Here is a 24,891-nt window from a genome sequence, read left to right as displayed (position 1 = left end):
ACATTGAGACAAAGCAAAAAAAACAAAACACAAACGAACCTCCCTCCCCCCCCCCCCTCCCCCCCCCCCGCCGTTGTAGTTCCGTAAGCGTCAGTCGTTGATGAGGTCGTTCACCACGATGGTCTGGTCGCGGTCCGGGCCCACACCGATTGCGGAGAAGCGCGTGCCGGACAGCTTCTCCAGGGCCAGGACGTAATTGCGTGCGTTCTCCGGCAGGTCCGCCAAGGTCCGCGCACCGGTGATGTCCTCGGTCCAGCCCTCGAAGTATTCGAAGATCGGAACAGCGTGGTGGAACTCGGTCTGTGTCATGGGCATCTCGTCGTGGCGCACACCGTCCACGTCATAGGCCACACAAACAGGGATCTGCTCGATACCGGTGAGCACGTCCAGCTTGGTGACGAAGTAGTCCGTGAAGCCGTTGACGCGGGAGGCGTGGCGGGCCAGGACGGCGTCGTACCAGCCGCAGCGGCGCGGCCTGCCGGTGTTGACGCCGAATTCACCGCCGGTCTTCTGCAGGTACAGGCCCATGTCGTCGAACAGCTCTGTGGGGAACGGTCCGGCGCCGACGCGTGTGGTGTAGGCCTTGATGATGCCGATGGAGCGCGAGATACGGGTGGGTCCAATGCCCGAACCCACAGACGCACCGCCGGCGGTGGGGTTGGAAGAGGTGACGAACGGGTAGGTTCCGTGGTCCACGTCCAAGAATGTTGCCTGGCCGCCTTCCATCAAAACAACCTTGCCCTCGTCCAGGGCAGTGTTCAGAACCAGGGTGCTGTCGATGACCAGGGGGCGCAGCCGTTCGGCAAAGGACAGGAAGTACTCCACGATCTCGTCCACCAGCACGCCGCGGCGGTTGTAGACCTTGACCAGGAGTTCATTCTTCTGCCGCAGCGAACCTTCCACCTTCTGGCGGAGGATCGACTCGTCAAAGACGTCCTGGACCCGGATGCCCAGGCGGGCCACCTTATCCATGTACGCAGGGCCGATGCCGCGCCCGGTGGTTCCGATGGCGCGGCTGCCCAGGAAACGCTCCGTCACCTTGTCCAGCACCTGGTGGTACGGAGCGACAAGGTGGGCATTCGCTGAGACGCGAAGCTTTGAGGTGTCGGCGCCGCGGGCCTGAAGGCCTTCGATCTCCTGGAAGAGTGCCTCGAGGTTGACCACGCAGCCGTTGCCGATGATGGGTACCGCATTGGGGCTGAGGATGCCTGCCGGAAGCAGCTTGAGTTCGTATTTTTCACCGCCCACGACGACGGTGTGCCCGGCGTTGTTGCCGCCGTTGGGCTTGACGACGTAGTCAACACGGCCGCCCAGCAGGTCAGTCGCCTTGCCTTTTCCTTCGTCGCCCCATTGGGCTCCTACGATCACAATTGCTGGCATGGGATCCTCCCCCATTCGTTCGGGCTGCCCGGGCCTCCGCCACGATGTGGCAGGCCTGGCGCAGCGCCGTTCATCAGAATGCCCCGAATGGACTGGCCTTCGCTGGTCTGCGGGGCAGCACAGCGACGCAAGAGTTCCGGGGCTCTTACCACCCAAGTTTAGCCGATCAGTTACTTTGTCCACTCGTTGGGCCGCCGCGGCCCTTCTTGCAGGGTAAAGGACCCTGCACGGGTGAAGGACCGCGGCGGACTGTCAGCGGTGATGCTATTCGTCGTCGGCTTCCCCGGCCGGGCGGGAGGTCTGGGTGGCCAGGCTGTCCCAGAAGGAGGTGTCGCCGTCGGCAATTGAACCGTCCGCGATCGCCGCGGCCGTGGCGGTCAGGGTAGTGACCGTCTGCTTGATCAGGTAGCCGTTGCTCCGGAGCCCCAGGGCGTAGCCGTCCAGGTAGTGGTCGGACATGCCGCGCATCTCAAACAGCAACGTGGAAATGCCGTACTCGACGGCGATGCCGTTGCGGCTGATGGTTTCGGCGCTGCCCCCCACATACTTGCCGAGGTGGCCCCAGCCTGTGGAGTCGACGCTGTTGAAAACAACGGCGCCCAACTGCTTGGACTTTTCAACAACGGCGGGATTGGCGTTAGGGGTGGTGGGGTACAGGATGGACCCGGACACAAGTTCGCCGTCACGCTGGCTGCGGGTGCCCTGGTGGTGCAGGTCGATCATGTAGTCGATCTTGTACTTGCGCATCACGTTGTTGTGCAGCGCCTGGGTTTCCGGCTGGATCTTGGCCACATGGTCCCGGTTAAGGTCCACCTCTTCGGCGTTGTACCGGGTCATATTGCGGTCGCCCTTGGCCAGGTAGCCGTCCAGCGGGAAGTTCACGTCCCCCATGGCACCGTCTGCGTTGAGCATGGGCACGATCAGGATGTTCACGCCGTCCAGGACATTCCCGGACTTTCCGGTGCCCAGGTGCTTGACGAATTCCAGCGCACCTTCGGTGGTGAGCTGTTCGTTGCCGTGCTGCTGGGTCAGGTACAGGATGGTGGGCTTGGCCGGATCCGAGATGTACTTGACCAGGTGGATGTCCCGGCCTTTCACGGTCTGCCCGATAACCTCCAGTTCCATGGCGGACTGGCGGGCGTCCTGGTCTTTGAGGAAGGAGACCATCTGGTCATAGGAGGCCAGCTTCGATGTGGTGATCTGGCCGTTGCCATTATAGTTGGGGCCTTCGCCCACAGCGATGGCAGGGGCGGGCGCTGCCACTACGGCCAGAGCCAGGGCTCCCGTAACTGCCAGGGTCCTAAAGGTTGCCAGGGTTTTTTTCACGGTGCGGTACCTCTTTCGAGTGCATAGGTGTGCCAGCCCGCCATGTCCCCCATCGCGGGCTGTGACAAAAGCCAACCAACCTCCGCGAAAGCTGTCAATGGACATAACAGGAATGCACATGCAGTTATTACGTTTCGAAGCGTGGCTTCGGCGCCCTGCCTGTTGCGAAACAAACCGAAGCGAATTTGCTCCCGGGGAGCCATCTGGATTTAGGTGAGAGCGAACCATCCGGAGCGGCCGAGAGACCTGGATCGTTGACGCCGCAGCAACCCCCAAGTGCAGGGACGTCCTGCCTGTGAAGGTGCTACTGCCAGGACCGATGGAAAGGAAATTTCAGCATGACCTTGAACACAGACCATATCCGCGTCACCCACGCAGGCTCCTTGCCCCGCACCGCTGAGCTGATCGCCGCCAATGCCGCACGCGAGGAAAACCCTGCCGACGTCGAGGGCTACAACGAACTCCTCACCGCGTCCGTAGTGGACCTGGTCCAGCGCCAGCAAAGCCTGGGCGTCGATATCCCGAACGACGGCGAGTACGGGCACGCCACGTCCGCTTCCGTGGACTACGGCGCCTGGTGGTCCTACTCCTTTGCCCGGATGGGCGGCCTGGAGCTGGACAATGACGCCAAGTGGGCGGTCGAACCGAAGGAATCCACCCCGGGCCACGTCCAGCTGACGGGCTTCATCCACCGCCGCGACCGGACCATTTTTTCCGAGGCCTACAACGATCCCACCAGCGGCATCTTCACGGGTGCCCCCAAGCCGTTCCCGAAGGTCACCGGCCCGCTCGTCTACACCGGCCAGGACGCCGTCGCCTCCGACATCGCCAACCTGAAGGCCGGGCTGGCGGCCACCGGACTCACGGACGGCTTTGTTGCAGCGCTCTCCCCCGGCAGCGCCTCCCGCATCACGAACGAGTACTACGCCACGGAGGAGGAGTACATCTACGCCTGTGCCGACGCGCTCCGCGAAGAGTACAAGGCCATCATCGACGCCGGCCTGATCCTGCAGATCGATGATCCCTCCATCGCCGAGAACTGGGACCAGATCAGCCCCGAACCCAGCGTCGCGGACTACCTCAAGTTCACGCAGATCCGCGTGGAGGCACTGAACTACGCCCTCCGCGGCCTTCCCGAGGAGCAGGTCCGCTTCCACCTCTGTTGGGGCTCCTGGCACGGCCCGCACACCACGGACCTTCCCCTGGCGGACCTGGTGGAGACGATGCTCCAGATCAATGCCGGCGGTTACTCCTTTGAAGCTGCAAACGTGCGGCACGAACACGAATGGCGGGTCTGGGAGGACACCAAGCTTCCAGAGGGCAAGGTCATCATCCCAGGCGTCGTTTCCCATGCCACCAATGTGGTGGAGCATCCGGATCTGGTGGCCGACCGGATTGTCCGGTTCGCAGAAGTGGTGGGCCGCGAGAACGTCATCGCCTCTACCGACTGCGGCCTCGGCGGCAGGGTCCACCCGCAGATCGCGTTCGCCAAGCTGGAAGCACTGGGCGAGGGCGCACGCCGGGCCACCAAGCGGCTCTGGTAGCCGGAAATCGCGTAACGCCCGAACCCGCCGGTTCCGTGCCCCGCTTGGATCGGGTGCGCGGGACCGGCGTTTCGTTTTGCGGGGCTTGCTAAACTGGTGAAGGCCGACCAGGAATCGGTCCACCCCATTTCAACCATCGCGGATATGTGTGCGCCATCGTGCGCCCATTTTCCGAGGTGGCAGCACCACCAATCCCCGCAGGAGATCCAGCACTACATGACAGCCCTGGCACCCGAATCTTTCCATGAGCAGCTTCTGAGCCGCCGCTACGAACCCAATGTTGCAGCCGTGAACGAACTGTGCGATTCCCTGCAGGAGGCAAAACCCGGCACTGTGGTGCCCTACGTGGACCCCATGCACGACGTCGACGAGTGCCGGATCATCAGCCTGTACTCCAACATCGGCGAGGCCGACCCGTCCGGTTTCATCACCCCCGGGGACCACGACGCTGCCACCCGGATGCTTGGCATCCAGTGGAAGCTGGGGCTGCGTCCGGAGTTCGTAATGCCCTGGAACGTCCACCCCTGGCACATTGCCGGAGAGCCAAACGGGAAGTTCACTCCGGACCAGATCTCCGCCGGCCTCAAGCCGCTGCTCAAGTTCCTGGCACTGGTTCCGCGCGCCTCGGTGATCGTGGCACACGGCACTGAAGCCAACCGCCTGGCCAACCTGCTGCTCAAAACCGAAGTGCCGCTGCTGTGGCGCCGCGGCCTGAAGACCTACAAGGTGCGCTCCCTCAGCGGCCGCGCCTTCGCCGGTTCGCCTGCGCGCCAGGAGGAGTACCTCGAGGACATGCGCATCGCCTACGCCGACGCCATGGCACGGACAGGGCTCCAGAAACCAGTCTGACCCCCAGGCTTCGACAGGCTCAACCAACAGTGGACCCACGCCCGCAGGGTTCCCTGGCCGTGATCCGCGCCGCCGAGGGCCCCGGCCGGGACGACGGCGGCCGGTCACCTTTTCGAAAAAGGTGACCGGCCGCCGTCGACCTTTATCCCGCAGGTCAGCCTTCGATAGCTGCTTTCGCCGCAGGGTCGGAGTCGTTCAGGAACTTCTCGATCCGTTCCGGCTCCTCCGCTTCGCCGATCGCTGCAGATGCGCGGCCGAGGGAATACAGCGCACGCAGGAAACCGCGGTTGGGCTCATGCTCCCAGGGAATGGGCCCCACGCCGCGCCAGCCATTGCGGCGCAGCGAGTCCAGTCCGCGGTGGTAGCCCACCCGGGAGTAGGCGTAGGAATCGATGGTCCGTCCCTCGGCCCAGGCCTCTTCCGCGAGCACAGCCCACAGCAGTGAGGAGGTTGGGTGTTTCTCCACCAGGTCCAGTGCTTCCTGGCCGGCTTCCAGCTGCTGGTAGACCTCGGTCTCGGCAGGCAGGAGCGTGGGCTCGGGGCCCATCAGGTTTCTGCGGAACTCGTCGGACATTCCTAGAAGGTCTTTCCGGCGGAACCGAGCTGCTTGGTGGCTTCGACCACACGGGCGGCCAGTCCGGCTTCGGCCGATGCGCCCCACACGCGGGGATCGTAGGTCTTCTTGTTGCCCACTTCGCCGTCAACCTTAAGGACGCCGTCGTAGTTGCGGAACATGTGATCCGCGACCGGACGCGTGTAGGCGTACTGGGTGTCGGTGTCGATGTTCATCTTGATGGTGCCGTAGGAGACAGCGTCCGCGATTTCCTGGTCGGAGGAGCCGGAGCCGCCGTGGAAGACGAGGTCGAACGGGCTGTCCTTGCCGATCTTCGCGCCCACCTGCGCCTGGATGTCCTTGAGGATCTCCGGGCGAAGCTTCACGCCACCGGGCTTGTAGACGCCGTGGACGTTGCCGAAGGTCAATGCGGTGATGTAGCGGCCGTTCTCGCCGGATCCCAGCGCTTCGATGGTGGCCAGCGCGTCTTCGACCGTGGTGTAGAGCTTCTCGTTGATCTCGTTCTCAACGCCGTCTTCCTCGCCGCCGACCGTGCCGATTTCAACCTCAAGGATCATTTTGGCGGCAGCGGTGCGCTCGAGCAGTTCGCGGGCGATGCGCAGGTTTTCCTGCAGGGTCTCGGCGGAGCCGTCCCACATGTGGGAGTTGAACAGCGGGTTGCGGCCGGCCTTGACCTCAGCCTCGGACGCTGCGAGCAGGGGCAGCACAAAACCGTCCAGCTTGTCCTTGGGGCAGTGGTCCGTGTGCAGGGCGATGTTGACGTTGTAGTTCTTGGCAACTTCGCGGGCGAAAGCTGCGAAACCCAGGGAGCCTGCAACCATGTCCTTGGTGGAGGCGCCGGACCAGTAGGCCGCGCCGCCGGTGGAAACCTGGATGATGCCGTCGGACTCGGCGTCGGCGAAGCCGCGCAGGGCAGCGTTCAGCGTCTGGGAGGACGTAACGTTCACGGCCGGGAATGCGAAGCCGCCCGCCTTTGCGCGGTCGATCATCTCGGAGTAGATCTCTGGGGTTGCAATGGGCATGCTGACTCCTATGCTGAGGTTCGTCTGTGGGCTGGTAACCCTGGAGTACCGCTTACGGCTAGCACCATCCTAGCCATTTCCGCGCGGGGAGTGCTGTGGGTTACGCCCCATCCGCACCCTGGGTCCCGTGGTCCGGTCCTGTCGGTCAATGTCCCTAAGGTGCTGCTCTTCGTTGGCATGATGCCGGCCGTCGTACTGCAGTGCAATTCCCCATTCCGGGTAGGCAGCGTCCGGCCACAGGACGGGGACGCCCCGATGATCAAAAAGCACGTGGTTCGCCGATGCTGCAGATGGCGGCCCGGGGATGCGGAAATCCGGTCCCGTGGGAGCACACCAGGTAGTCCCCCGCAGCCACCAACTCCTCCACTGACAGCATCGCCGCCAGGTCCAGCCACGTCCGGGCAGGCGAGGTGAGCCGAACGCCGTCGTACTCCACCACCTCGTCCGGAAGGAACGTCAACAGATGACCCACCACATTGGCGCGCCGGGGAAAGCTGAACCCCCTGCGCCGGGCAAGGTGAATCCGCCAATCACCGCTGCTGCCGGCCGGAAGCGGCTGGCCCCAGACGTGCGCGGCCGACAAGGACGCGAGGATCGAGGTGTCATCCAGGTCCGTGTAGGCCCTGAGGGCTGCCGCTCCTTGCGCGTTCGATTGCACGGGGACCCGGATCCCCCGGGACACTGCCACCAAATCCTTCGCGGCCGTCCGCGTTCGGCTGACGCCTGCCTTGTCCGACGCCCTGAGGGAGAACGAACCAGCGGCCAGATGATCCGGAAGGGTAGCCCTGCGCATCCCTCATTCTGGCCCGCCCGCGTCGCGGGTTTGAGGTTATCCACAGGCCAGGTCCTAGCCCCCTCCTCGAGATGGCAGTCCACGGCAATGGGAGCTGCCGGAACTGCCGTGAAGTGTCATCTCGCGGGCAAGAAGGGGCTACACGTGCTGGTTGAACACGTGCCGGCGCACCCAGGCGTGCATGGCAATGGCCGCTGCCGAGGCCGCGTTGATGGACCTGGTGGAGCCGAACTGCTCGATGGACAGGGTGGCGAGGGCCGCCTCATGGACTTCGGGCGTCAGCCCTGGGCCTTCCTGGCCGAATACCAGCACGCAGTCCTTGGGCAGTTCGTAGGTTTCCAGCGGTACGGAGTCCGGGAAAATGTCGATCCCGATGATAGCGAGCCCCTCCCCCTGCGCCCAAGCCACGAAGTCCTCAACGGTGGGGTGGTGGCGGACGTGTTGGTAGCGGTCGGTGACCATGGCGCCCCGGCGGTTCCACCGCCGTCGTCCGATGATGTGAACCTCCTTGGCGAGGAACGCATTGGCGGTGCGCACCACCGTGCCGATGTTGAGATCGTGCTGCCAGTTTTCGATGGCGACGTGGAAGTTGTGGCGCCTGGAGTCCAGCTCCGCCACGATCGCCTCGTGCTTCCAGTACCGGTATTTGTCCAGCACATTGCGGCGGTCGCCGTCCGCGAGGAGATCGGGGTCCCAGTGGTCGCCTTCCGGCAACTCGCCTTCCCAGGGCCCGACGCCGACTTCCGGCTTTTCGCCCGGAACCTCGCCGGCAGGTGCCTCCCCGGGCTGCTCAGGTTGGGGTTCGGACGTCATACCGGGGGTTTGATTCACCCCTCAACACTAGACTGGACCTTTCGGGCTTTCATCACCGGCGGAGGTAGGCATGGCAGAAGCGGACAAGGTCAAAGGGAACCCGGCGGTTCACCGCAGCAGCCAGGACATCGAATGCTGGCTGACGGACATGGACGGCGTGCTGGTCCACGAGAACCAGGCCGTGCCCGGTGCCGCGGAGCTCATTCAGCGCTGGGTGGACACGTCAAAGCGTTTCCTGGTGCTCACCAACAACTCGATCTTCACCCCGCGCGACCTCGCCGCGCGGCTGCGTGCCTCCGGGCTGGAGGTTCCCGAGGAGAACATCTGGACCTCAGCCCTGGCCACCGCCCAGTTCCTCAAGAACCAGGTGGAGGGTTCAGGATCGGGGAACCGCGCCTACACCATCGGCGAGGCAGGACTGACGACGGCCCTGCACGAGGCCGGCTTTATCCTCACCGACCAGGACCCTGATTTTGTGGTGCTCGGCGAGACGCGAACGTACTCGTTCGAAGCCATCACCATGGCAATCCGCCTGATCCTTGCCGGGGCACGCTTCATCGCCACGAACCCTGACGCCACGGGCCCGTCAAAGGACGGGCCCATGCCGGCCACCGGCGCCATCGCGGCGTTGATCAGCAAGGCTACCGGCCGGGAGCCGTACATCGTGGGCAAGCCCAACCCGATGATGTTCCGCTCCGCCATGAACCAGATTGACGCGCACTCCGAGACCACGGCAATGATCGGTGACCGGATGGACACGGACATCATCGCCGGCATGGAAGCAGGGCTGCACACGGTCCTGGTCCTGAGCGGCATCACGCAGCGCGAGGAGATCGGTTCATATCCCTTCCGTCCCAACCAGGTCCTGAACTCCGTAGCGGACCTGAAGAACCAGATTTAGGCCCGGCTAGAAGACGGTCACCCGGGATCCGCCCCGGGGCAGCGGGAAGTTCTCATCCAAAAGCTCGTCCAGCAGGGGCCGGTAGATGTTGGGGTTCCAGCCCGGGCTGGCATGGGCAGGGGCGGCGCCTTCGGTCTGGAGCCCGCTGGACACCATGTTTGCCTTGAACGCCACCGACCACGCTTCAACGGCCGTTTGATAGCGGACAGTGGGGTCCCGCCGGTTGCCGATGTAGGCCATTTTGGCGCCCCCTATCCTGTCCGCGAACCGGGTACCGTCAAAATGGTAGATGTAGGCGGACTCGGACTGGACCAGGAGGCTGGACGGCGCGATCGGGGACAGCTGCTCGAGCGTCTGGTCGAGGATCTGCCGCCAGCTCCGTTCGTCCTTATGGATGACGCGCTCCCCGAGTTCGTACCCGCCGCGGAGCGTGGACGGGAACCGGAAACCCCGCTCATAGAGGAACACCACGCCGTCGAACCAGCTCTGGTCCAGGACGTCGTGCTTGCTGTACGGGCTGGAGTCCAGCACGATGAACTCCGCTTCCACACCATGGAGTTCCAGCAGCCGGGCCGCCACCTGGGTGGCCACCATTCCGCCGAAGCTGTGCCCGTAGAAGAACAGCTTGGTGAGCTTCTGGGCGCGGACGTGCTCAATCACGGCGATGACCACCTCATCGATGTTCAGGCCCAGGTTGGAATAGCCGACGGCGGCGAGCCGCGCGCGCTTGTTAAGCGTGCCCCGGAGGGAGTTCAGGATCCACTGCGCCTCCTCCCAGCTGGTTTTATAGCCGGGGAACAGGAACCAACTGGCGTCCGGATAGTAGGCATCAGCGAAGTCGTCGGCAAGTGGAAGGATCCGGTTCGTCTGGCGGGCGGACTGCACCTGGCGAGTGAGCAGCATGTCCGCGGCCAGCAGGCCGGACACCCCTGCCCCCGAGAGGAATCCCCGGCGGGAAAACTGTTTAAGGGCAGCGGCATCCTGCAGCAGCCGGGCCCCGGAAGCCCCGCGCCGGTCCTGCGGATTTACTTCCCCCTCGTATGGCACACCCCTACCGTAGGCACACTGGAAGACGCCGCCGCAAGGAGCCGCCGGTAACCTTTCAATGACGCCCGGTCAACGGGGCGTGCTCAGCTGGCAGCCTGTCCTTCCGCGGCCGGGCAGGGCGCTGAAGCGTTCTGCTGGCGGCGCAGCATCTCCTGGCCGATGTCGTCGTACCGGCCCAGCAGGTCCGATCCCGGGAAAGCGGCCGGGTTGTCCAAAAGGGTGAAGAGGGTGTCGCTGGCAAGCAGCAGTTCCTCATCCGAGTAGTCCTGCAGCGCCCGACCGCAGAGCACCTCAAACCCGGTGAGGTCCAGCAGCGGGACCTCTGCTTCTGCTTCGCCAGAAAAAGCAGACGCGTAACCAAGGGCGTCCATGTCTGCGGCGCTGCCGAGGGAAAAGCCGTCGAGGATCGTCAGCGGTTGTCCGGCGGGGGCAGGCGTGGCAGCCCAGTCATCGCCCGCAGGAGAGAGGTCAAGGGACACCCCGGAACCGTAAATCCCCGGCAGACTGCCGGCGTCGATGGCGTTGAGGTCACTGCGAAGGCCTGCGAGGGCCGCGGACTCGACCATGGCAGCGCGGGAAAGCTCAACCCGGATGTGGGAACGGATCCCCATCCTCCTGATACGGCGGATGATTTGGACAAGACCGGGGCGAGAGTCATGGTTGAGGCTCCCCCGGACGTCAATGCGGACAATGTCCGCGGGGACATCGAGGTTAACGAGGGCATCTAGTGCGCGGTCCATAGGTACTCCAAAAGAGGGTGTCTATGGCCGACGGCTCAACCTTGGTAAGCGTAACCTCCAGCAGGAGTCGGGCACAACCCGTTAGTTACGCGGTTTGGTCGGCTTGGCGCTGCCCCGGTTCCTGGTAATGCGTCCGTGTACCCACGCCCCCGACGGAGTCCACCAAGGACTTGGCGATATCCCGCAGCTTGGTGTTGCTGTTGCTGGAGGCCTCGGTAAGGATGCTGACCGCTGCCTCCTGGCTGCACCTGTTCTGTGCCATCACTATGCCGATAGCGATGTCGATGATGGTCCTGGATTCCAGGGTTGCCCGTAGATTCGCGGCGCTGTCCGTATGAAGCGAGAACCGCACCGCCAGCCTGAGTGCCTGCGAAATTTCCCTTGTATAGCCCCGGGCCTTGGCCGTGGCGCGTTCGTCGAACTTGAACGGGACGTCGGAGTAGAGGTTCAGTGCTGCTTTGGCGTCGCCCTGCAGGTTGAACGGCAGCGAGAGTACAGACCGCAGGCCGTGCGAGGCCACCGCGGACGCGTAGTCCGGTCCCCAGCGGTCTTCCTCCAACAAGTCAGGAACGTGGACTTCGCGGTGCTCCTGGGCGGCGGTGAGGCAAGGGCCCTGCGACAAGGAATACTGGATTTCGTCTACTTCGCGGGCCGAGTCGCTGCTCCAGCCGATGGTGGCGGCCTTGCGGTCGCGGAGCAACGTGATGCCGCAAAGCGCGTCCTCGCCGTCGCCGGCCACCTGATGTGCGGAGAACCGCGCCAGTTCGTTCAGGAAGCCCTCGAAATCGGCACTTTCCAGGATGAGGTTCTGGATCTGGTCAGTGGCGCTCAAGGGTTCTTCAGGGGGCAGCATTGTGCACGTTCTCCGTACGGGGTACTCGAGGGGATACCAAATGATAGGGCACCGCCGCGTCCCGGACCAACAAAAGTCCTGAACGAATTAGGCAGCCGGGGCACTCACGCCCCGGCTGCCTGGGCAAAACGTGGCTAAGCCAGCCCGAGCTCGTCCTTGCCGAACGCGAACAAGTAGGGAACCCCCGTCTCCGCTTCTATCTTTTCCTTGGCCCCGGTGTTCCGGTCGACAATAACGGCGACGGCGACCACGTTGCCGCCGGCCTTCCGGACTCCCTCTACTGCGGTCAGCGCCGAACCGCCGGTAGTGGAGGTGTCCTCAAGTACCAGGACCTTGCGGCCCTCCACGGACGGGCCCTCCACCTGGCGGCCCATCCCGTAGGACTTCTGGGCCTTGCGGACCACAAACGCGTCAACCGTCCGGCCGGCGTCCACCGCAGCATGCATCACGGCGGTACCCACGGGGTCGGCTCCCATGGTGAGGCCGCCCGCGCACTCAAAGTCGATCCCGGCGTCGTCCGCCAGGGCCAGCATTACCTGGCCCACGAGCTTGGACGCCTCGTGGTGCAGGGTGATGCGGCGAAGGTCGATGTAGTAGTCGGCTTCCGCTCCGCTGGACAGGATTACCTTGCCGCGGACCACGGCGAGTTCCTTGATCAGTTCCAGCAGGCGGGCGCGGGCGGCTGCAGTATCTACTGCAGTGTCACTGGGGGAAGTCATGGACTCCAGTTTAGTGGGGGCGGGCCGGTGTGGATGCTTGAGGCCGGTTGACACTGCTGGCTAGGCTGGACAACATGCGCGAACTCCAGGCCAGGATCATTGAAGAAATGGGCGTCCAGCCCCGGATCGACCCCGCCGGGGAGGTGCGCAAGCGCGTCACATTCCTGAAGGACTACCTGAAAGCCACCCACACCAAGGGCTTTGTCCTGGGCATTTCGGGCGGCCTGGACTCGTCCCTGGCCGGAAAGCTGGCCCAGTTGGCCGTCGAGGAACTTGAGGCCGAGGGCGTGGACGCAAACTTCGTGGCCGTGCGGCTGCCCTACGGCGTCCAGCACGACGAGGAGGATGCCCAGGCTGCCCTGGATTTCATCCAGCCCAAGACCGAATGGACGTTTAACATCTCCGCCGCTGTGGACGGCTTCGAGGACGAGTTCGAAAAGACGGTGGGCTCGGAAATCTCCGACTTCCATAAGGGCAACACCAAGGCACGCACCCGCATGATCGCCCAGTATGCCCTTGCGGGCGAACACAACTACCTGGTCCTCGGCACGGACCACGGCGCTGAGTCTGTCACCGGCTTTTTCACCAAGTACGGCGACGGCGGCGCGGACATCCTTCCGCTGTTTGGCCTGAACAAGCGGCAGAACCGCGCCCTGCTTGCCGAGCTCGGCGCGCCCGCCCGCGTCTGGGAAAAGGTGCCCACGGCGGACCTGCTGGACGACAGGCCGGGCCGCACCGACGAGGATGAGCTGGGCCTGAGCTACGACCAGATCGACGACTACCTGGAGGGCCGGGACGTTCCAGATTCCGTGGCCGGGCTGATCGAAGAAAAGTACCTGCGGACCCGACACAAGCGCACCGTCCCCGTGACCATCTTTGATGGCTGGTGGAAGCACGAGGGCCCTGAAGAACCGCGCGTCGGGCTGTAGCCGGGCAAGTCCTCAAGCGCTGAATATCCCCCCTTCGGGGAAGCACGACGGCGCGTCGCACCGAAAGGGCGGCGCGCCGTCGTCGTTCCCGGGCAAAGGCGGGGAGACTCAGCGGCCCCGCCGGCCTTTCCCGTCCCCACCCAGTTGCTGGGTGATGCGGTGCGCCTCGGCCATCAGGAGGGTGCCCAGCTCTTCCTGCCGCTCGGGCTTGAAGCGTGGCTCAATGCCCGTGAGGGAAAGCGCCCACGCGGGCTTACCCGATGCATCAAATACGGCGGCGCCCATCCCCCAACTGCCCTCGAGTACCAGCCCGGGGTTCACCGAGTAGCCAACCTGCCTAGTCCGGGCGAGGTTGGCCCGGACAACTTCCTGTGTGTGCCCAGCGGCGAAAGCACCCGCGTGCTCCGCCCAGCCGCGCAGCAGCTCTTCCTGCTCGGCCTCGGGCACGAAAGCCATGATCGCGGTCCCCGCAGAGGCGACACCAAGCGGGAAGCGCACGCCCTCGTGCAGCACAAAGGAACGGACCGGAAAGCTTCCCTCCTCGCGCAGCAGGCACACCGTCTCCGAACCCCGGCGGATAGAGAAAAAGGCGCTCTCGCCGGTGGCCTCGGCAAGCCTGCGGAGGCTTGGCCGGGCAATGTCCTCGAGTGGAAACCGTGCAGCTGCCACTGATCCCATGAGGAGCATCTCCGGGCCCAGTACCCAGTTGCCACTGCCGGCGTCGTGATCCAGCAGTCCTTCCGACGCGAGGGAGGAGAGCAGCCGGTGGACGGTGGGCCGGGTAAGGGCCGACTCCTTCACCAGCGCGGACAACGGCATCCCCTCGGCACCGCGTCCCACGAGCCGGAGCAGCCCGGCGATGCGGCTGACCACCTGGGCGCCCTGGATTGGCGAATTAGTCATTTCCCTCCTCAAGTATCCATATTATGGACGCGAACAATCCTACCGTCCACACTGTAAAAAACCGCAGATATCCCGCATATCCGGCCTTGACAGCCCTTCTCAACCGCCCGTAGTGTCCATTTCCAGACCCGCGTCCACAAGATGGACAGTCCCTGCAGGAATCTCAACGAGGAGGCCCCATGTCCAAACTTCAGCCATCAGCCGCAACCGCCCTGGAGGGGGCATTGCGGGACGGCATCACACTTGCCGTCGGCGGATTCGGCCTCAGCGGCATCCCCGCGGACCTGATCGAGGCCGTCCGTGATTCGGGGGTCAAGGACCTGACGGTGGTCTCGAACAACATGGGTGTGGACGGCAAGGGCCTGGGCATCCTTATTGAAGCGGGTCAGGTCCGCAAGGTCATTGCCAGTTATGTCGGCGAAAACAAGCTCTTCGCCGAGCAGTACCTCGCCGGCAGGCTGGAGGTGGAGTTCACCCCGCAGGGCACGCTTGCCGAACGGCTCCGGGCCGGCGGCGCGGGCATCCCGGCGTTTTACACGAAAACCGGCGTGGGCACCCTGGTCGCCGAAGGCAAGCCGCACGAAGTGTTCGACGGCGAAACGTACGTCCGCGAGCGCGCCATCCGGGCCGACGTCGCGCTGGTTCACGCGCACACCGCCGACACGGACGGCAACCTGATCTACCGCTACACCGCCCGGAACTTCAACCCTGTTGTTGCCACGGCCGGACGGCTGACCATCGCGGAAGCCGAGGTTGTTGTGGAACCGGGCCAGCTGGATCCGAACCACATTGTCACACCGGGAGTGTTTGTCCAGTGCCTGGTCCAGGCGACGGAGCGGGTAAAGGACATCGAGCAGCGCACCGTCCGGCCGGCCGCCTCCCGCACTGCCGAGACCGTACCGGCCTAACCACCACCAACCCAAGGAGAACCCCATGGCCTGGACCAGGGATGAAATGGCTGCAATCGCGGCCGAAGAACTGAACGACGGCGACTACGTAAACCTCGGCATCGGGATCCCCACGCTGGTGGCGAACAACCTGCCCGAGGGCGTCCGGGTGGTGCTGCAAAGCGAAAACGGCCTCCTGGGCATGGGCCCCTTTCCCTACGAGGGCGAGGAAGACGCCGACCTCATCAACGCCGGCAAGCAGACCGTCACGGTGCTGCCCGGTGGAAGCATCTTCGACTCCGCCACGTCCTTCGGCATGATCCGGGGCGGACACGTCAAGGTTGCCATCCTGGGCGCCATGCAGGTCTCCGGCAGCGGCGACCTCGCCAACTGGACCATCCCCGGCAAGATGGTCAAGGGAATGGGCGGCGCGATGGACCTCGTGGCTGGCACCCCGCGCGTAGTGGTCCTCACCGAGCACAACGCCAAGGACGGCAGTGCCAAGATTGTGGGGAAATGCACGCTGCCCCTGACCGGCCTCGCCGTGGTGGACCGGATCATCAGCGACCTCGCCGTCTTTGACTTGGTACGGAACGGCGACGGGGAGCGGCAGCTCACGCTCACCCGCCTGGCGCCCGGGGCCACCGTTGAGGAAATCCGCGAAAAGACGGAAGCAGAGTTCACCGTTGCCCTGGACGAGCAGGACACAGCAGCGGCCGCCCTGGAAGGGGCACCGGCATGAGCCTGCAAAAACAGTTCGGCAAGGATGTCCTGCTGACCGGCTGGGGCCACAGCCGTTTCGGCAAGCTCACGGAGGAGACCCTGGAGTCCCTGATCGTCCAGGTGGCCACAGAGGCAATCAACAATGCCGGCGTAGACCCTGGCCAGATCGACGAGATCTACCTCGGCCAGTTCAACTCGGGCATGATGCCGCTGGCATTCCCGTCGTCGTTGGCGCTGCAGGTCTCCCCTGATCTGGCAAACGTTCCCGCCACCCGGGTGGAGAACGCCTGCGCCTCCGGCTCCGCCGCAATCCAGCAGGGCACGAAGTCCCTGCTGGCGGGCACGGCAAAAACGGTGCTGGTGATCGGCGCGGAAAAGATGACCCACGCCGGCGCCGACGTTGTCGGAGCAGGCCTCCTGGGCGCGGACTACGACATGGCCGGCAAGGCATCCAGCACTGGTTTTACGGGTCTCTTTGCCGAGGTGGCCAAGCACTACGGAAAGCGTTACGGAGACGGGAACCTGGGTGATGTCCTGGGGAGCATCGCCGCGAAGAACCACCGCAACGGAGTGGACAATCCGTACGCCCAGCTCCGAAAGGACCTCGGCGAGGAGTTCTGCCGCACCGTCTCGGACAAGAACCCCATGGTGGCCGATCCGCTGCGCCGCACCGACTGCTCCCCCGTGTCCGACGGCGCCGCCGCCGTTGTGCTGTCAACCTCCCCAACGGGTGGTGCCACTTCCCCGGTGCGGCTTGCCGGTTTTGGCCACGCCAACGATTTCTTCCCCGCCTCCCGCCGCGACCCGGTTGCCTTCGAGGCCACCCGGGTGTCCTGGCAGCGTGCACTGGAGATGGCTGGCGTCGGGCTGGAGGGCCTGGACTTCGCGGAGGTCCACGATTGCTTCACCATCGCCGAACTGCTGATGTACGAGGCAATGGGCCTGACCGGGCCGGGCCAGGGCGCCCAGGCCATCGAGGAAGGCTGGGTGTACAGGGACGGCAAGCTGCCCGTGAACGTGTCGGGGGGCCTGAAGGCCAAGGGCCACCCCGTGGGAGCGACCGGAGTCTCGCAGCACGTCATTGCCGCCATGCAGCTGACTGGGACTGCGGGCGGCATGCAGCTTGCCAACCCCCGTCGGGCCGCAGTCCAGAACATGGGCGGCGTGGGCATCGCCAACTATGTCAGCGTCCTGGAGGCTGTGTAGCCCTCGCTGGTTTCCCCACCTTTGAGGCACGACGGCGGCGCGTCGCACCAAAAGTGCGGCGCGCCGTCGAACGTTTTTGCAAAAGGTGGGGAGTTTCAGCGGCGCCGCGTACTCAGCCCCGGCCGCGAAGTATGGCTGCGATCTCCGCGAAGCCCAGACGTTCGGCATTTTGCAACGCCGTCCGTCCCTCCGGATCCCGAATGTCCGGATCGGCGCCGGCTGCCAGGAGCAGGCGTACCACTTCCTGCTGCCTGGGCCCACCGTTGTTCAGCAGGATGGCTTCCTGCATCGCAGTCCAGCCGAGGTTGTTGACGTGGTTGACGGGCACTCCGGCGTCGATCAGGATCTGCACCGTCTCCACGTGGCCGTGTTCGCTGGCCGGGATAAGGGCAGTTCCGCCGTATCTGTTGGTGCTGGCGACGTCTGCCCCCACGGCCAACGTCAGCCGAAGCACCTCATTGAATCCTTCGGCGCCCGCATACAGGAAAGCCGAATCCTGGAGGGCGTCCTTGGCGTTCACGTTGCCGCCGCGGGCAATCAACCCCCTCACCAACGGCACGTTGTTGGCCTTGGCGGCCGCTATCAGCTCCTGATCGAGCTGTGCCTGCGCGTCGGCTGGGAGCGCAGGACGCGTGCCCGCAGGAGCATGCGGCATGGAAGAAGGCGCGGGTGATGCCGGAGCCGAGGCGGACGGAGGGGCGTTGGGGCTGGTGAGGACCGACGCCGGAGGAGGCGCCGTCCGCGCCTCCCCCGGCTCCCCCGGGCCCTGGCACGCCGTCAGTGACATGGACAAGCAGAGGACCAGCAACAGGGCGCGGAACCACCTCATGCGCCCAGCCTACTGAGCGGCACCGGAACCCGCGACGGCCTCCGCACCGGCTGCAGCACAGGCTTCATCAAGCGCGCCATCGGGAGCGCCGCCGACGCCGATGCCCGCCACCGACACCCCGTTCACCTTCAGCGGCACGCCGCCGGCAAGGAAGAGGGTGCCGGGGAGGTCGGCGATGCTGGGGCCCGTTCCGTTGATCCGCTTGGCCAGCTCGCTGGTGGGGGTGCCGAAGGCGGCCGCGGTGTAGGCCTTCTGCCGGGCTGCCTCGATGGTGTGCTCGGCCGCATTGTCACCGCGCAGGAGCGCCTGCACCGTTCCGAAGCGGTCCACCAGCGCCACCGTCACGAACGGCAGCTTGTCAGCCTGGCACTTGGCCAGCGCCACCTGCACTGCCCTGGCCGAGGCGCCCACCGAGATGCGGTTCTGCTGCACCACGTTCTCCGGAACGGGCTGGACATCGGCCGCAGGGACGGCAGTTGGAGCAGGGCCGGCATTCGCGGCAACCGTTACACCGGCGGTGAGGGCGAGTGTGCCTGCGGCTGCGGCGGCAAAAACTTTTGTGGACTTTTTCATGATATTTCCTTTGCTCGGAGCCCCAAACAAGCGTTGGGAACGGCGTACGGTCCAATCCTCCCGGGACTCAAGGCTCCTGCCATCGGGCCTTTGGCGAAACCGCCCTGCGCCAATAAGCCAGCTGTATCAGCCAAAAGGCTGAGAGACGGAGCCAGGGCCGGGGCAATAGCATTGGTGGTCAGCACTCCCCACCGGAACCGGAATTCCCATGCCTACCCGAGCCAGCGCCGCCCAGGCCGCATCCGCCCCTGACCCTGCCGCTGCCGGCGGGACCGGCCCGGCCAGGACGTCTGCAGACCGAACCACCGCGTCCACGAAAAATGCCGGCGCCCGCTTCGGCACCATTGACGCGGCAGTGCATCTTGGCTTTGCGGTCCTGCTGGTGGCGTCCCTGGTCCGCTATGTGATGCGGCACAGCCCCGCTGACAATGTCCTGGTCCTGGCCCTTGCTGCAGCCGCCTGCCTGCTGTACTTCATCGTCGCCGCCCTTGCGTCACGCGGGAAGCCGGGGACGCCGTGGGTGTTCACCTTGGTTGCGGTGTGGGCGGTCCTGGTTATCGCGGCTCCGAGCTTTGCCTGGTGCTCGTTCGGGCTCTTCTTCCTCTGCCGCAGTGCACTGAGCGGTGCGGCCGCTTATGCAGCGGCAGGAGCCGCCGCTGCTGCTACCGCCGCAGGTTTGTTCCGGTTGAGCAGCGGCGCCGACCTTGCCATGCTCCTCGGCCCGCTCGCCGTCGGCGTGATGCTGACCTTGATCTACGACAGAATCCAGCACGACGCCGCGGAACAGCGCCGCCTGCATGCGGAAGTCTCCCTCGCCCAGGGACAGCTCGCGGCAAGTGAACGCCGGGCGGGAACCATCGCCGAACGGGAGCGCGTTTCCCGGGAAATCCACGACACCGTGACCCAGGGGCTGGCCAGCAGCCTGCTCCTGCTGGAAGCGGCCGGCAGGGCGTGGCCGGCCCCTTCAGCCCAAGCCGAAGTCCTCCAGGCCACCGCCTTGCTGCGGGTCAACCTGTCCGAAACCCGCAGCCTGGTCCATGACCTTGCCTCGCCCGGACTGGACGCATCCCCCTTGCCTGATGCACTGCTTTTCGCCGCACGGCAGTACCTCCCTAACGCCAGGCTTTTGGTCACGGGTGAACCGCGGCCCGTGCAGCCGGATGTCCGCCATGCCCTGCTGCGGGTAGTACAAAGTGCAGCATCAAACATCAAGCTCCACGCGGATGCTTCCACCGCAACGCTGACCCTTGGCTACCTTCCGGACACCGTCACCCTGGATGTCCACGACGACGGCGCCGGCTTTGATCCCGCGGCCGCACCGCCGCCGTCGAACGTCGGAGGGTACGGACTGCGGGCCATGCGGCAGCGGGTGGAGCAGCTGGGCGGCGTTTTCGCAGTGGAGAGCGAACCCGGCGAAGGGACTATCGTGGCAGCCCAGCTGCCCGCGCCGGAAGAACGTGATCTGCCCGCAGGGCCCGAAGAGTCTGCATGAGCGTCATCACGGTGCTGCTGGTGGATGACCACCTGGTGGTGAGAAGCGGACTCCGTGCCCTGCTGGGCACCCAGCCGGACATCGCCGTCGTCGCAGAAGCAGCTTCAGGCGAGGAAGCCCTGCAGCGCCTGGAACACGACTCCGTCGCGGTAGTGGTCATGGACCTCGCCATGGGCGCGGGCATGGACGGGCTCGAGGCCATACGGCTTATCCGCGAGCGCAACCAAAGCCAGGCCATCCTGGTGTTCACCACGTACGACTCCGATGCGGACATTGTGCGGGCAGTGGACGCCGGAGCCATGGGATACCTCCTGAAGGACGCAGCACCTGACGAGATCTTCGCGGCCATCCGCGGGGCCGTCCAAGGCAAGAGCGTGATGAGCGCGCCCGTCGCGTCCCGGCTTTTCCAACAGCTGCGGAACCCCGACGAAATCCTGACCCCACGCGAAGCCGAACTGCTCAGCCTCCTCACGCAGGGCCTCAGCAACCGGGAACTCGGACAGCGGCTCTTCATTTCCGAGGCCACGGTCAAGACCCACCTGGCCCACATCTACGCCAAGCTCGGAGTGGACACCAGGGCCGCTGCCATTGCCACCGCAATCCGCCGTGAGGGCATGCGCTGACAACACTTTATTGTCAATACCCTTGCAACGATGGCGTCCGCCCCGTACGTTGGGGACTGCGGGGGACGTTCTCCGCGCACTTCGGGCCGATGGCCCGGGGAGAGAATCAGAGTCACACGAAGGAATGCAGCCATGGCAACAGGCACAGTTAAATGGTTCAACGCCGAAAAGGGTTTTGGCTTCATTGCCCCCGATGACGGGTCCGCTGACGTTTTCGCCCACTACTCCGCAATTTCCAGCAGCGGATACCGCTCACTCGATGAGAACCAGAAGGTTGAATTCGATGTGACCCAGGGTCCCAAGGGCCCGCAGGCGGAAAACATCCGCCCGCTCTAAGGCTTCGGCTTTCCTCCCGCTCCTGCAGGAGGAACCCGTCACGGCAGCGGCCCCACCAACATCCGTTGGAGGGGCCGCTGTTTTGTGTCCACTTGCACCCCGCCCTGAACGCTGCCTGCCATCCGGGCTCCCTTTCCGGTTCCCCCCTTTCCCGTCTCCCATCCGGCTGCCCCTTTCCCGTCAGGTACTGGGATAATTGGACTATGACCGGACAGCACCCGGACAAGGTTCCGGGCAACGACGCAGAGAAGGACCCGTGGGAGGAGTTCGACACGCTCCCGCCTGCCGGGCCGGACCGTGTCCCCGGGCAACCCGGCGGAGAACCCCACGGTTTCGGTTTCAGGACCGGAGTCCGCAGCGCGCGCGTCGCCGTGGGATTTGCCGTCTACGCTTTGGTGCTCGGCACCGTGCTGGCAGTGGCAGGCTGCGTTGTTTTTGTTGCCGAGCAACAGTGGCTGCTCGTGGCGCTGATGATCCTCATCGAAGCAGTGTTCATCTTCGCTTTCACGCGCCTCGTCGCCCAGGCCCGTACCCGCTCGCCCCGCAACCGGCCACTGCGTAAGCGATACCCCGGAAAACCTGCTTGACGTTGACGCTGCGTCAACCCGTACGCTCGGACCATGGAAGCAACCAAAGCGGAGGCGGGCATGGACTGGTCCATCCAGGATGTTGCCAGGATGGCAGGCACAACAAGCCGCGCCCTGCGCCACTACGACGACATCGGGCTGCTGAAACCCAGCCGCGTCGGGGGTAACGGCTACCGCTACTACAACGGCGAAGCCCTCCTGCAGCTGCAACGGATCCTCCTGCTCAGGGGACTCGGGCTGGGGCTGCCTGCCATCGCCGAGGTCTTCCAACACCAGACAGACGCCGTCATAGCACTAAGCCGCCACCTGGACTGGCTCCGGCAGGAGCAGGAGCGGCTTGCCCGGCAGGTTCTGTCCGTCCAGCAAACAATCGCAGCAGTAAAAGGAGGAGGCGAACTGATGGCCGAAAAAATGTTTGATGGCTTCGACCACACCCAATACAAGGACGAGGTGGAGGAACGCTGGGGCAAGGAGGCCTACGCCAAAAGCGACGCCTGGTGGCGCAGCATGGGGCCCGAGCAAAAACAAGCGTGGAAGATCCGCGCCGAAAAGCTTGGCACCGACTGGATCGCCGCTTCGGCATCAGGACTTGCCGCGGACAGCCCCGAAGCGCAGGACCTGGCCCGGCGCCACGTCGACTGGTTGGCTTCCATCCCCGGCACTCCCGCTTCGGAGAGCGGCGGCGACGTCAGGAGCTATGTGGTGGGGCTGGCGGACATGTATGTTGCCGACGCGCGGTTCGCCGCCAGTTACGGTGGCGAAGCAGGAGCGGGTTTCGTTCGGGACGCGCTGCGTGTCTACGCCGGGAGGTACCTCTAGGAGGGAGCGCCGGGCACGACGGCGGCCCCCGGCAACCGGAGGCCGGGCACCGCGCCCGGCAATCAGCCCAGCCGTTTCCGCAGCGCGACGACTGCCCCGGCCAGGGCCGCCGCACCCATCAACGTGCGCTGGGCGGTTCCCCGACGGCCGTGCCACCCCCCGCCGACAGATGGCTTCCGGAGCGACTGGGAAGACTGATGAAGGTTTCCGGAAGTGGCTGGGGAAGATTGCCGCCGGGAAAGCTGGCGCCTGTCCACCTGGCGGGCCGTCGCAGCTTCGACGGCGCCGGGCGTGACCTTGTGCTGCAGGAGCAGGAGGCGGCCTGCGATTCCTCCCGCGACCGTTTCCCGCCGCGGGTGGGCCACGAGCTTCACCACCGCTTTCGCCACCCGTTCCGGCGTGTAGACGGGAGGCATCGCCATGGGGCGGCGGCCGGTGTAGTTGGCTCCGTTTTGGTAGAACGGGGTGTCAATGGTGGCGGGCAGGACCGTGCACACGTTTACGCCGGTGACGCCTTCGCGGGCAAGTTCTGAGCGGAGGCTCACGCTCAGGGCACGCACCGCGGCCTTGGAAATGGAATAGGCGGCGGAGTAGGGCAGCGGGGTTGCCGCCACAATCGACGCAACATTGATCAGTGTGCCTGAGCCTTGGGCGGACTGTCGGGTCAGCGCCGCCCGGGCGCCATTGACGTAGCCGGAGATGTTGACGTCCAGTACCCGCTGGAAGTCCTTTGGCGGGATCTCGGTCAGCAGGCCGAAAGCGCCCACCGCCGCGTTGTTGACCCACACGTCCAGGCGCCCGAACTCCTCGACGGCACGGGTTGCCAGTTCCTCCACTTGGTCCGCGTGGGCTACGTCCGTTGGAACGGCAATAGCCTTCGCGCCGCGTTTCCTGCAGTCTGCAGCCACGGCCTCAAGGGATTCCGCTCCGCGGGCAGCCAGGACCAGCCGGGCGCCCTTCCCGGCGAAGCGCAGGGCGGTGGCCCTCCCGATCCCGCTGGATGCGCCAGTGATCACAACAACTGAACTCATGAAGCTCATTCCCGCTCCCTCTTGACGAACATCAAAAACACTAAGCAGGCTTAGTGTTTGATGCTACCCATCCCAGCCCTGCGGAACAACGGGTAGGCACCGGTTGGAATGAAAAAAGCGGGGCCTCAGAGGAAAGCGGATTTCCCGGTGACGGCCCTGCCCACGATCAGCGAGTTGATCTCATAGGTGCCCTCGTAGGTGAAGAGGACTTCTGCGTCACCAAACAGCTTGCCCATTTCATAATCACTGCTGATGCCATTGCCGCCCAGCAGTGAGCGGCCCATGGCCACCGAAGCTCGTGCCAAACGGGTGATGGTGGCCTTGGCCATGGCCGCCTGCACCATCTCCAGCTTCCCCTCCTGCTGGATATGCGCCAGTTGTGCCATCAGCGCCAGCGAGGCCGAAGCGTTGCCCAGGATGTCCGCGAGTTGTTGCTGGACCAGCTGGAACCGGGCCAGCTCCTTGCCGAATTGCCGCCTGCCCAGGACGTAAGCACGGGCAACGTCGAAGGCAGCGAGCTGGATCCCGGCACCTTGCCAGCCAACCCAGGCGCGGGAGTCCCGGAGCAGCTCATTGGTCCGGGAGAAGCTCGTTGCCCCGGGCAGCAGGTTGGCAGCGGGGATACGTACGTCCGACAGAACGATGTCGGCGTTCTGCATGATCCGCAAGCCGATTTTGTTGGAAATCTTCGTTGCCGTATAGCCGGGACGGTCGGTCTCCACGATGAAACCCTTGATTTCGGCGTCCGCCTCGTCCCTGGCCCATACGAGCGCGAAATCGGCGATGGTGCCGGCCCCGATCCAGCGCTTGGCTCCATTGAGGACCCACTCACCATCTTCCAGCCTGGCTGAGGTTTCCAGGCCACCGGCGATGTCAGAGCCATGGTCCGGCTCCGTCAAGGCGAATGCTCCAAGGTGGCGAAAAGTCTTCAGGCCCGGCAGCCACCGGGCCTGTTGCTCCTCCGACCCCAGTTGGCTGATCATGCCGAGAATCAGCTCATTGTGGATCCCGGCCAACGCAGACAGGGAGACATCCGCCCGGGCAAGTTCCACGTACATAAGGCCCTTGAAGAGGATGGAACTGCCGTCCAGCTGGAGGGCACCAAGACCGTGCTTTCCCATATCTGCCAAAAGGCCAAAGGGAAACTCCTCGCGGTTCCAGTACTCAATGGAGCGCTGCCGGACGGAGGACTGAAAAAACCGGCGGATGCTGAAGTACCTGTCACGCTCAGCCGGCGGCAGGAGGTCCACGATGTACATCAGGTCAGCGTCTGGAAAAGGCGGAGCTCCGGCGTCAGGTGCTGTGGGCCGCATTGGCATCGAACTCCCTCCGTGCCAGTCGATGACCTGGGCCAGGCCCTGCTGAACCATTGGATGTCCTAGTATATTGCAC

27 protein-coding genes and 1 riboswitch are annotated in these 24,891 nt (G+C 64.8%); of the genes, 12 read left to right on the top strand and 15 right to left on the bottom strand.

Features of this window, described 5'->3' with window-relative positions; all coding sequences use genetic code 11:
* Window positions 1–90: 90 nt before the first annotated feature.
* Window positions 91–1,380, bottom strand: a complete 1,290-nt coding sequence (locus tag AC50X7_RS14965; RefSeq protein ID WP_307096779.1) for an adenylosuccinate synthase — start codon at window positions 1,378–1,380, stop codon at window positions 91–93.
* A gap of 264 nt (window positions 1,381–1,644) precedes the next feature.
* Complete coding sequence (locus AC50X7_RS14960) at window positions 1,645–2,706, bottom strand: M14 family zinc carboxypeptidase (RefSeq protein WP_494979735.1); 1,062 nt, start codon at window positions 2,704–2,706, stop codon at window positions 1,645–1,647.
* A 221-nt stretch (window positions 2,707–2,927) separates the two neighbouring features.
* Window positions 2,928–3,032, top strand: a riboswitch (SAM riboswitch).
* Window positions 3,033–3,044: 12 nt separating this feature from the next.
* On the opposite strand from AC50X7_RS14960, the gene AC50X7_RS14955 reads away from it, so the two are divergent.
* Both AC50X7_RS14955 and AC50X7_RS14950 read left to right on the top strand, forming a co-directional pair.
* A complete protein-coding gene (locus tag AC50X7_RS14955) occupies window positions 3,045–4,250 on the top strand; it encodes a cobalamin-independent methionine synthase II family protein (RefSeq protein WP_494979734.1) in 1,206 nt (401 codons plus the stop codon).
* Between the two features lie 216 nt (window positions 4,251–4,466).
* Window positions 4,467–5,099: a uracil-DNA glycosylase family protein gene (locus AC50X7_RS14950; protein WP_494979733.1), complete on the top strand. Its 633-nt coding sequence runs from the start codon at window positions 4,467–4,469 to the stop codon at window positions 5,097–5,099.
* Between the two features lie 154 nt (window positions 5,100–5,253).
* Here the strand turns inward: AC50X7_RS14950 and AC50X7_RS14945 are convergent, their stop codons facing one another.
* The 4 genes from AC50X7_RS14945 to AC50X7_RS14930 all read right to left on the bottom strand — a co-directional run bounded on the left by AC50X7_RS14945 (window position 5,254) and on the right by AC50X7_RS14930 (window position 8,301).
* Complete coding sequence (locus tag AC50X7_RS14945; protein ID WP_494979732.1) at window positions 5,254–5,673, bottom strand: DUF3151 domain-containing protein; 420 nt, start codon at window positions 5,671–5,673, stop codon at window positions 5,254–5,256.
* Between the two features lie 2 nt (window positions 5,674–5,675).
* The gene (gene fbaA, locus AC50X7_RS14940; RefSeq protein WP_494979731.1) at window positions 5,676–6,695 is read right to left on the bottom strand and encodes a class II fructose-bisphosphate aldolase; all 1,020 of its coding nucleotides are present in this window, start codon (window positions 6,693–6,695) and stop codon (window positions 5,676–5,678) included.
* Between the two features lie 259 nt (window positions 6,696–6,954).
* Window positions 6,955–7,488, bottom strand: a complete 534-nt coding sequence (locus tag AC50X7_RS14935; RefSeq protein WP_494979730.1) for a hypothetical protein — start codon at window positions 7,486–7,488, stop codon at window positions 6,955–6,957.
* Between the two features lie 138 nt (window positions 7,489–7,626).
* Window positions 7,627–8,301, bottom strand: a complete 675-nt coding sequence (locus AC50X7_RS14930; protein WP_494979729.1) for a TrmH family RNA methyltransferase — start codon at window positions 8,299–8,301, stop codon at window positions 7,627–7,629.
* A 70-nt stretch (window positions 8,302–8,371) separates the two neighbouring features.
* On the opposite strand from AC50X7_RS14930, the gene AC50X7_RS14925 reads away from it, so the two are divergent.
* Window positions 8,372–9,202 (top strand): HAD-IIA family hydrolase, encoded by an 831-nt coding sequence (locus AC50X7_RS14925; protein ID WP_307096792.1) that lies wholly within the window; start codon window positions 8,372–8,374, stop codon window positions 9,200–9,202.
* 6 nt (window positions 9,203–9,208) lie between these two features.
* Here AC50X7_RS14925 and AC50X7_RS14920 read toward each other — a convergent pair whose 3' ends face one another.
* The 4 genes from AC50X7_RS14920 to pyrE form a co-directional block, all read right to left on the bottom strand.
* Window positions 9,209–10,249, bottom strand: a complete 1,041-nt coding sequence (locus AC50X7_RS14920; RefSeq protein ID WP_494979728.1) for an alpha/beta fold hydrolase — start codon at window positions 10,247–10,249, stop codon at window positions 9,209–9,211.
* Between the two features lie 83 nt (window positions 10,250–10,332).
* Window positions 10,333–10,989, bottom strand: coding sequence for a hypothetical protein (locus AC50X7_RS14915; protein WP_494979727.1), 657 nt, complete (start codon window positions 10,987–10,989; stop codon window positions 10,333–10,335).
* Between the two features lie 85 nt (window positions 10,990–11,074).
* The gene (locus tag AC50X7_RS14910; protein WP_307096797.1) at window positions 11,075–11,842 is read right to left on the bottom strand and encodes a GAF and ANTAR domain-containing protein; all 768 of its coding nucleotides are present in this window, start codon (window positions 11,840–11,842) and stop codon (window positions 11,075–11,077) included.
* 134 nt (window positions 11,843–11,976) lie between these two features.
* The gene (pyrE, locus tag AC50X7_RS14905) at window positions 11,977–12,561 is read right to left on the bottom strand and encodes an orotate phosphoribosyltransferase (RefSeq protein ID WP_307096798.1); all 585 of its coding nucleotides are present in this window, start codon (window positions 12,559–12,561) and stop codon (window positions 11,977–11,979) included.
* Between the two features lie 74 nt (window positions 12,562–12,635).
* Here pyrE and nadE point away from each other — a divergent pair, with 74 nt between their 5' ends.
* Window positions 12,636–13,490: an NAD(+) synthase gene (gene nadE / locus AC50X7_RS14900; protein WP_494979726.1), complete on the top strand. Its 855-nt coding sequence runs from the start codon at window positions 12,636–12,638 to the stop codon at window positions 13,488–13,490.
* A 108-nt stretch (window positions 13,491–13,598) separates the two neighbouring features.
* Here the strand turns inward: nadE and AC50X7_RS14895 are convergent, their stop codons facing one another.
* Window positions 13,599–14,393, bottom strand: a complete 795-nt coding sequence (locus AC50X7_RS14895; protein WP_494979725.1) for an IclR family transcriptional regulator — start codon at window positions 14,391–14,393, stop codon at window positions 13,599–13,601.
* Between the two features lie 179 nt (window positions 14,394–14,572).
* Here AC50X7_RS14895 and AC50X7_RS14890 point away from each other — a divergent pair, with 179 nt between their 5' ends.
* The 3 genes from AC50X7_RS14890 to AC50X7_RS14880 are packed head-to-tail and all read left to right on the top strand — an operon-like array spanning window position 14,573 to window position 17,209.
* Window positions 14,573–15,301 carry a CoA transferase subunit A gene (locus tag AC50X7_RS14890; protein ID WP_494979724.1) on the top strand — a complete coding sequence of 243 codons (729 nt, stop codon included), beginning with the start codon at window positions 14,573–14,575 and terminating at the stop codon, window positions 15,299–15,301.
* Window positions 15,302–15,326: 25 nt separating this feature from the next.
* The gene (locus tag AC50X7_RS14885) at window positions 15,327–16,022 is read left to right on the top strand and encodes a CoA transferase subunit B (protein ID WP_494979723.1); all 696 of its coding nucleotides are present in this window, start codon (window positions 15,327–15,329) and stop codon (window positions 16,020–16,022) included.
* The gene (locus AC50X7_RS14880) at window positions 16,019–17,209 is read left to right on the top strand and encodes an acetyl-CoA acetyltransferase (protein WP_494979722.1); all 1,191 of its coding nucleotides are present in this window, start codon (window positions 16,019–16,021) and stop codon (window positions 17,207–17,209) included. The genes AC50X7_RS14885 and AC50X7_RS14880 overlap by 4 nt, the downstream gene beginning before the upstream one ends.
* Before the next feature lie 112 nt (window positions 17,210–17,321).
* On the opposite strand, the gene AC50X7_RS14875 is transcribed toward AC50X7_RS14880, so the two are convergent.
* On the bottom strand, window positions 17,322–17,864 hold the full coding sequence (locus tag AC50X7_RS14875; protein WP_494979744.1) for an ankyrin repeat domain-containing protein: 543 nt from the start codon (window positions 17,862–17,864) through the stop codon (window positions 17,322–17,324).
* Between the two features lie 183 nt (window positions 17,865–18,047).
* Window positions 18,048–18,611 (bottom strand): GlcG/HbpS family heme-binding protein, encoded by a 564-nt coding sequence (locus tag AC50X7_RS14870; protein ID WP_494979721.1) that lies wholly within the window; start codon window positions 18,609–18,611, stop codon window positions 18,048–18,050.
* 208 nt (window positions 18,612–18,819) lie between these two features.
* Between AC50X7_RS14870 and AC50X7_RS14865 the strand changes: the two genes are divergently transcribed.
* From AC50X7_RS14865 to AC50X7_RS14845, 5 genes are all read left to right on the top strand, one after another.
* Window positions 18,820–20,103, top strand: coding sequence for a sensor histidine kinase (locus tag AC50X7_RS14865; RefSeq protein ID WP_494979720.1), 1,284 nt, complete (start codon window positions 18,820–18,822; stop codon window positions 20,101–20,103).
* A complete protein-coding gene (locus AC50X7_RS14860; RefSeq protein ID WP_494979719.1) occupies window positions 20,100–20,726 on the top strand; it encodes a response regulator in 627 nt (208 codons plus the stop codon). Before AC50X7_RS14865 ends, AC50X7_RS14860 begins: the two co-directional genes overlap by 4 nt.
* Before the next feature lie 132 nt (window positions 20,727–20,858).
* On the top strand, window positions 20,859–21,062 hold the full coding sequence (locus tag AC50X7_RS14855) for a cold-shock protein (RefSeq protein ID WP_069950491.1): 204 nt from the start codon (window positions 20,859–20,861) through the stop codon (window positions 21,060–21,062).
* 203 nt (window positions 21,063–21,265) lie between these two features.
* Complete coding sequence (locus AC50X7_RS14850; RefSeq protein ID WP_494979718.1) at window positions 21,266–21,649, top strand: hypothetical protein; 384 nt, start codon at window positions 21,266–21,268, stop codon at window positions 21,647–21,649.
* Window positions 21,650–21,709: 60 nt separating this feature from the next.
* Complete coding sequence (locus AC50X7_RS14845; RefSeq protein ID WP_494979743.1) at window positions 21,710–22,468, top strand: MerR family transcriptional regulator; 759 nt, start codon at window positions 21,710–21,712, stop codon at window positions 22,466–22,468.
* A 62-nt stretch (window positions 22,469–22,530) separates the two neighbouring features.
* Here AC50X7_RS14845 and AC50X7_RS14840 read toward each other — a convergent pair whose 3' ends face one another.
* Both AC50X7_RS14840 and AC50X7_RS14835 read right to left on the bottom strand, forming a co-directional pair.
* The gene (locus AC50X7_RS14840) at window positions 22,531–23,499 is read right to left on the bottom strand and encodes an SDR family oxidoreductase (protein ID WP_494979717.1); all 969 of its coding nucleotides are present in this window, start codon (window positions 23,497–23,499) and stop codon (window positions 22,531–22,533) included.
* Window positions 23,500–23,624: 125 nt separating this feature from the next.
* Window positions 23,625–24,818, bottom strand: a complete 1,194-nt coding sequence (locus AC50X7_RS14835) for an acyl-CoA dehydrogenase family protein (protein WP_494979742.1) — start codon at window positions 24,816–24,818, stop codon at window positions 23,625–23,627.
* Window positions 24,819–24,891: the final 73 nt, after the last annotated feature.

Source organism: Pseudarthrobacter sp. Hb11 (assembly GCF_059383655.1).
This window is presented reverse-complemented; position numbering and strand designations above follow the sequence as displayed.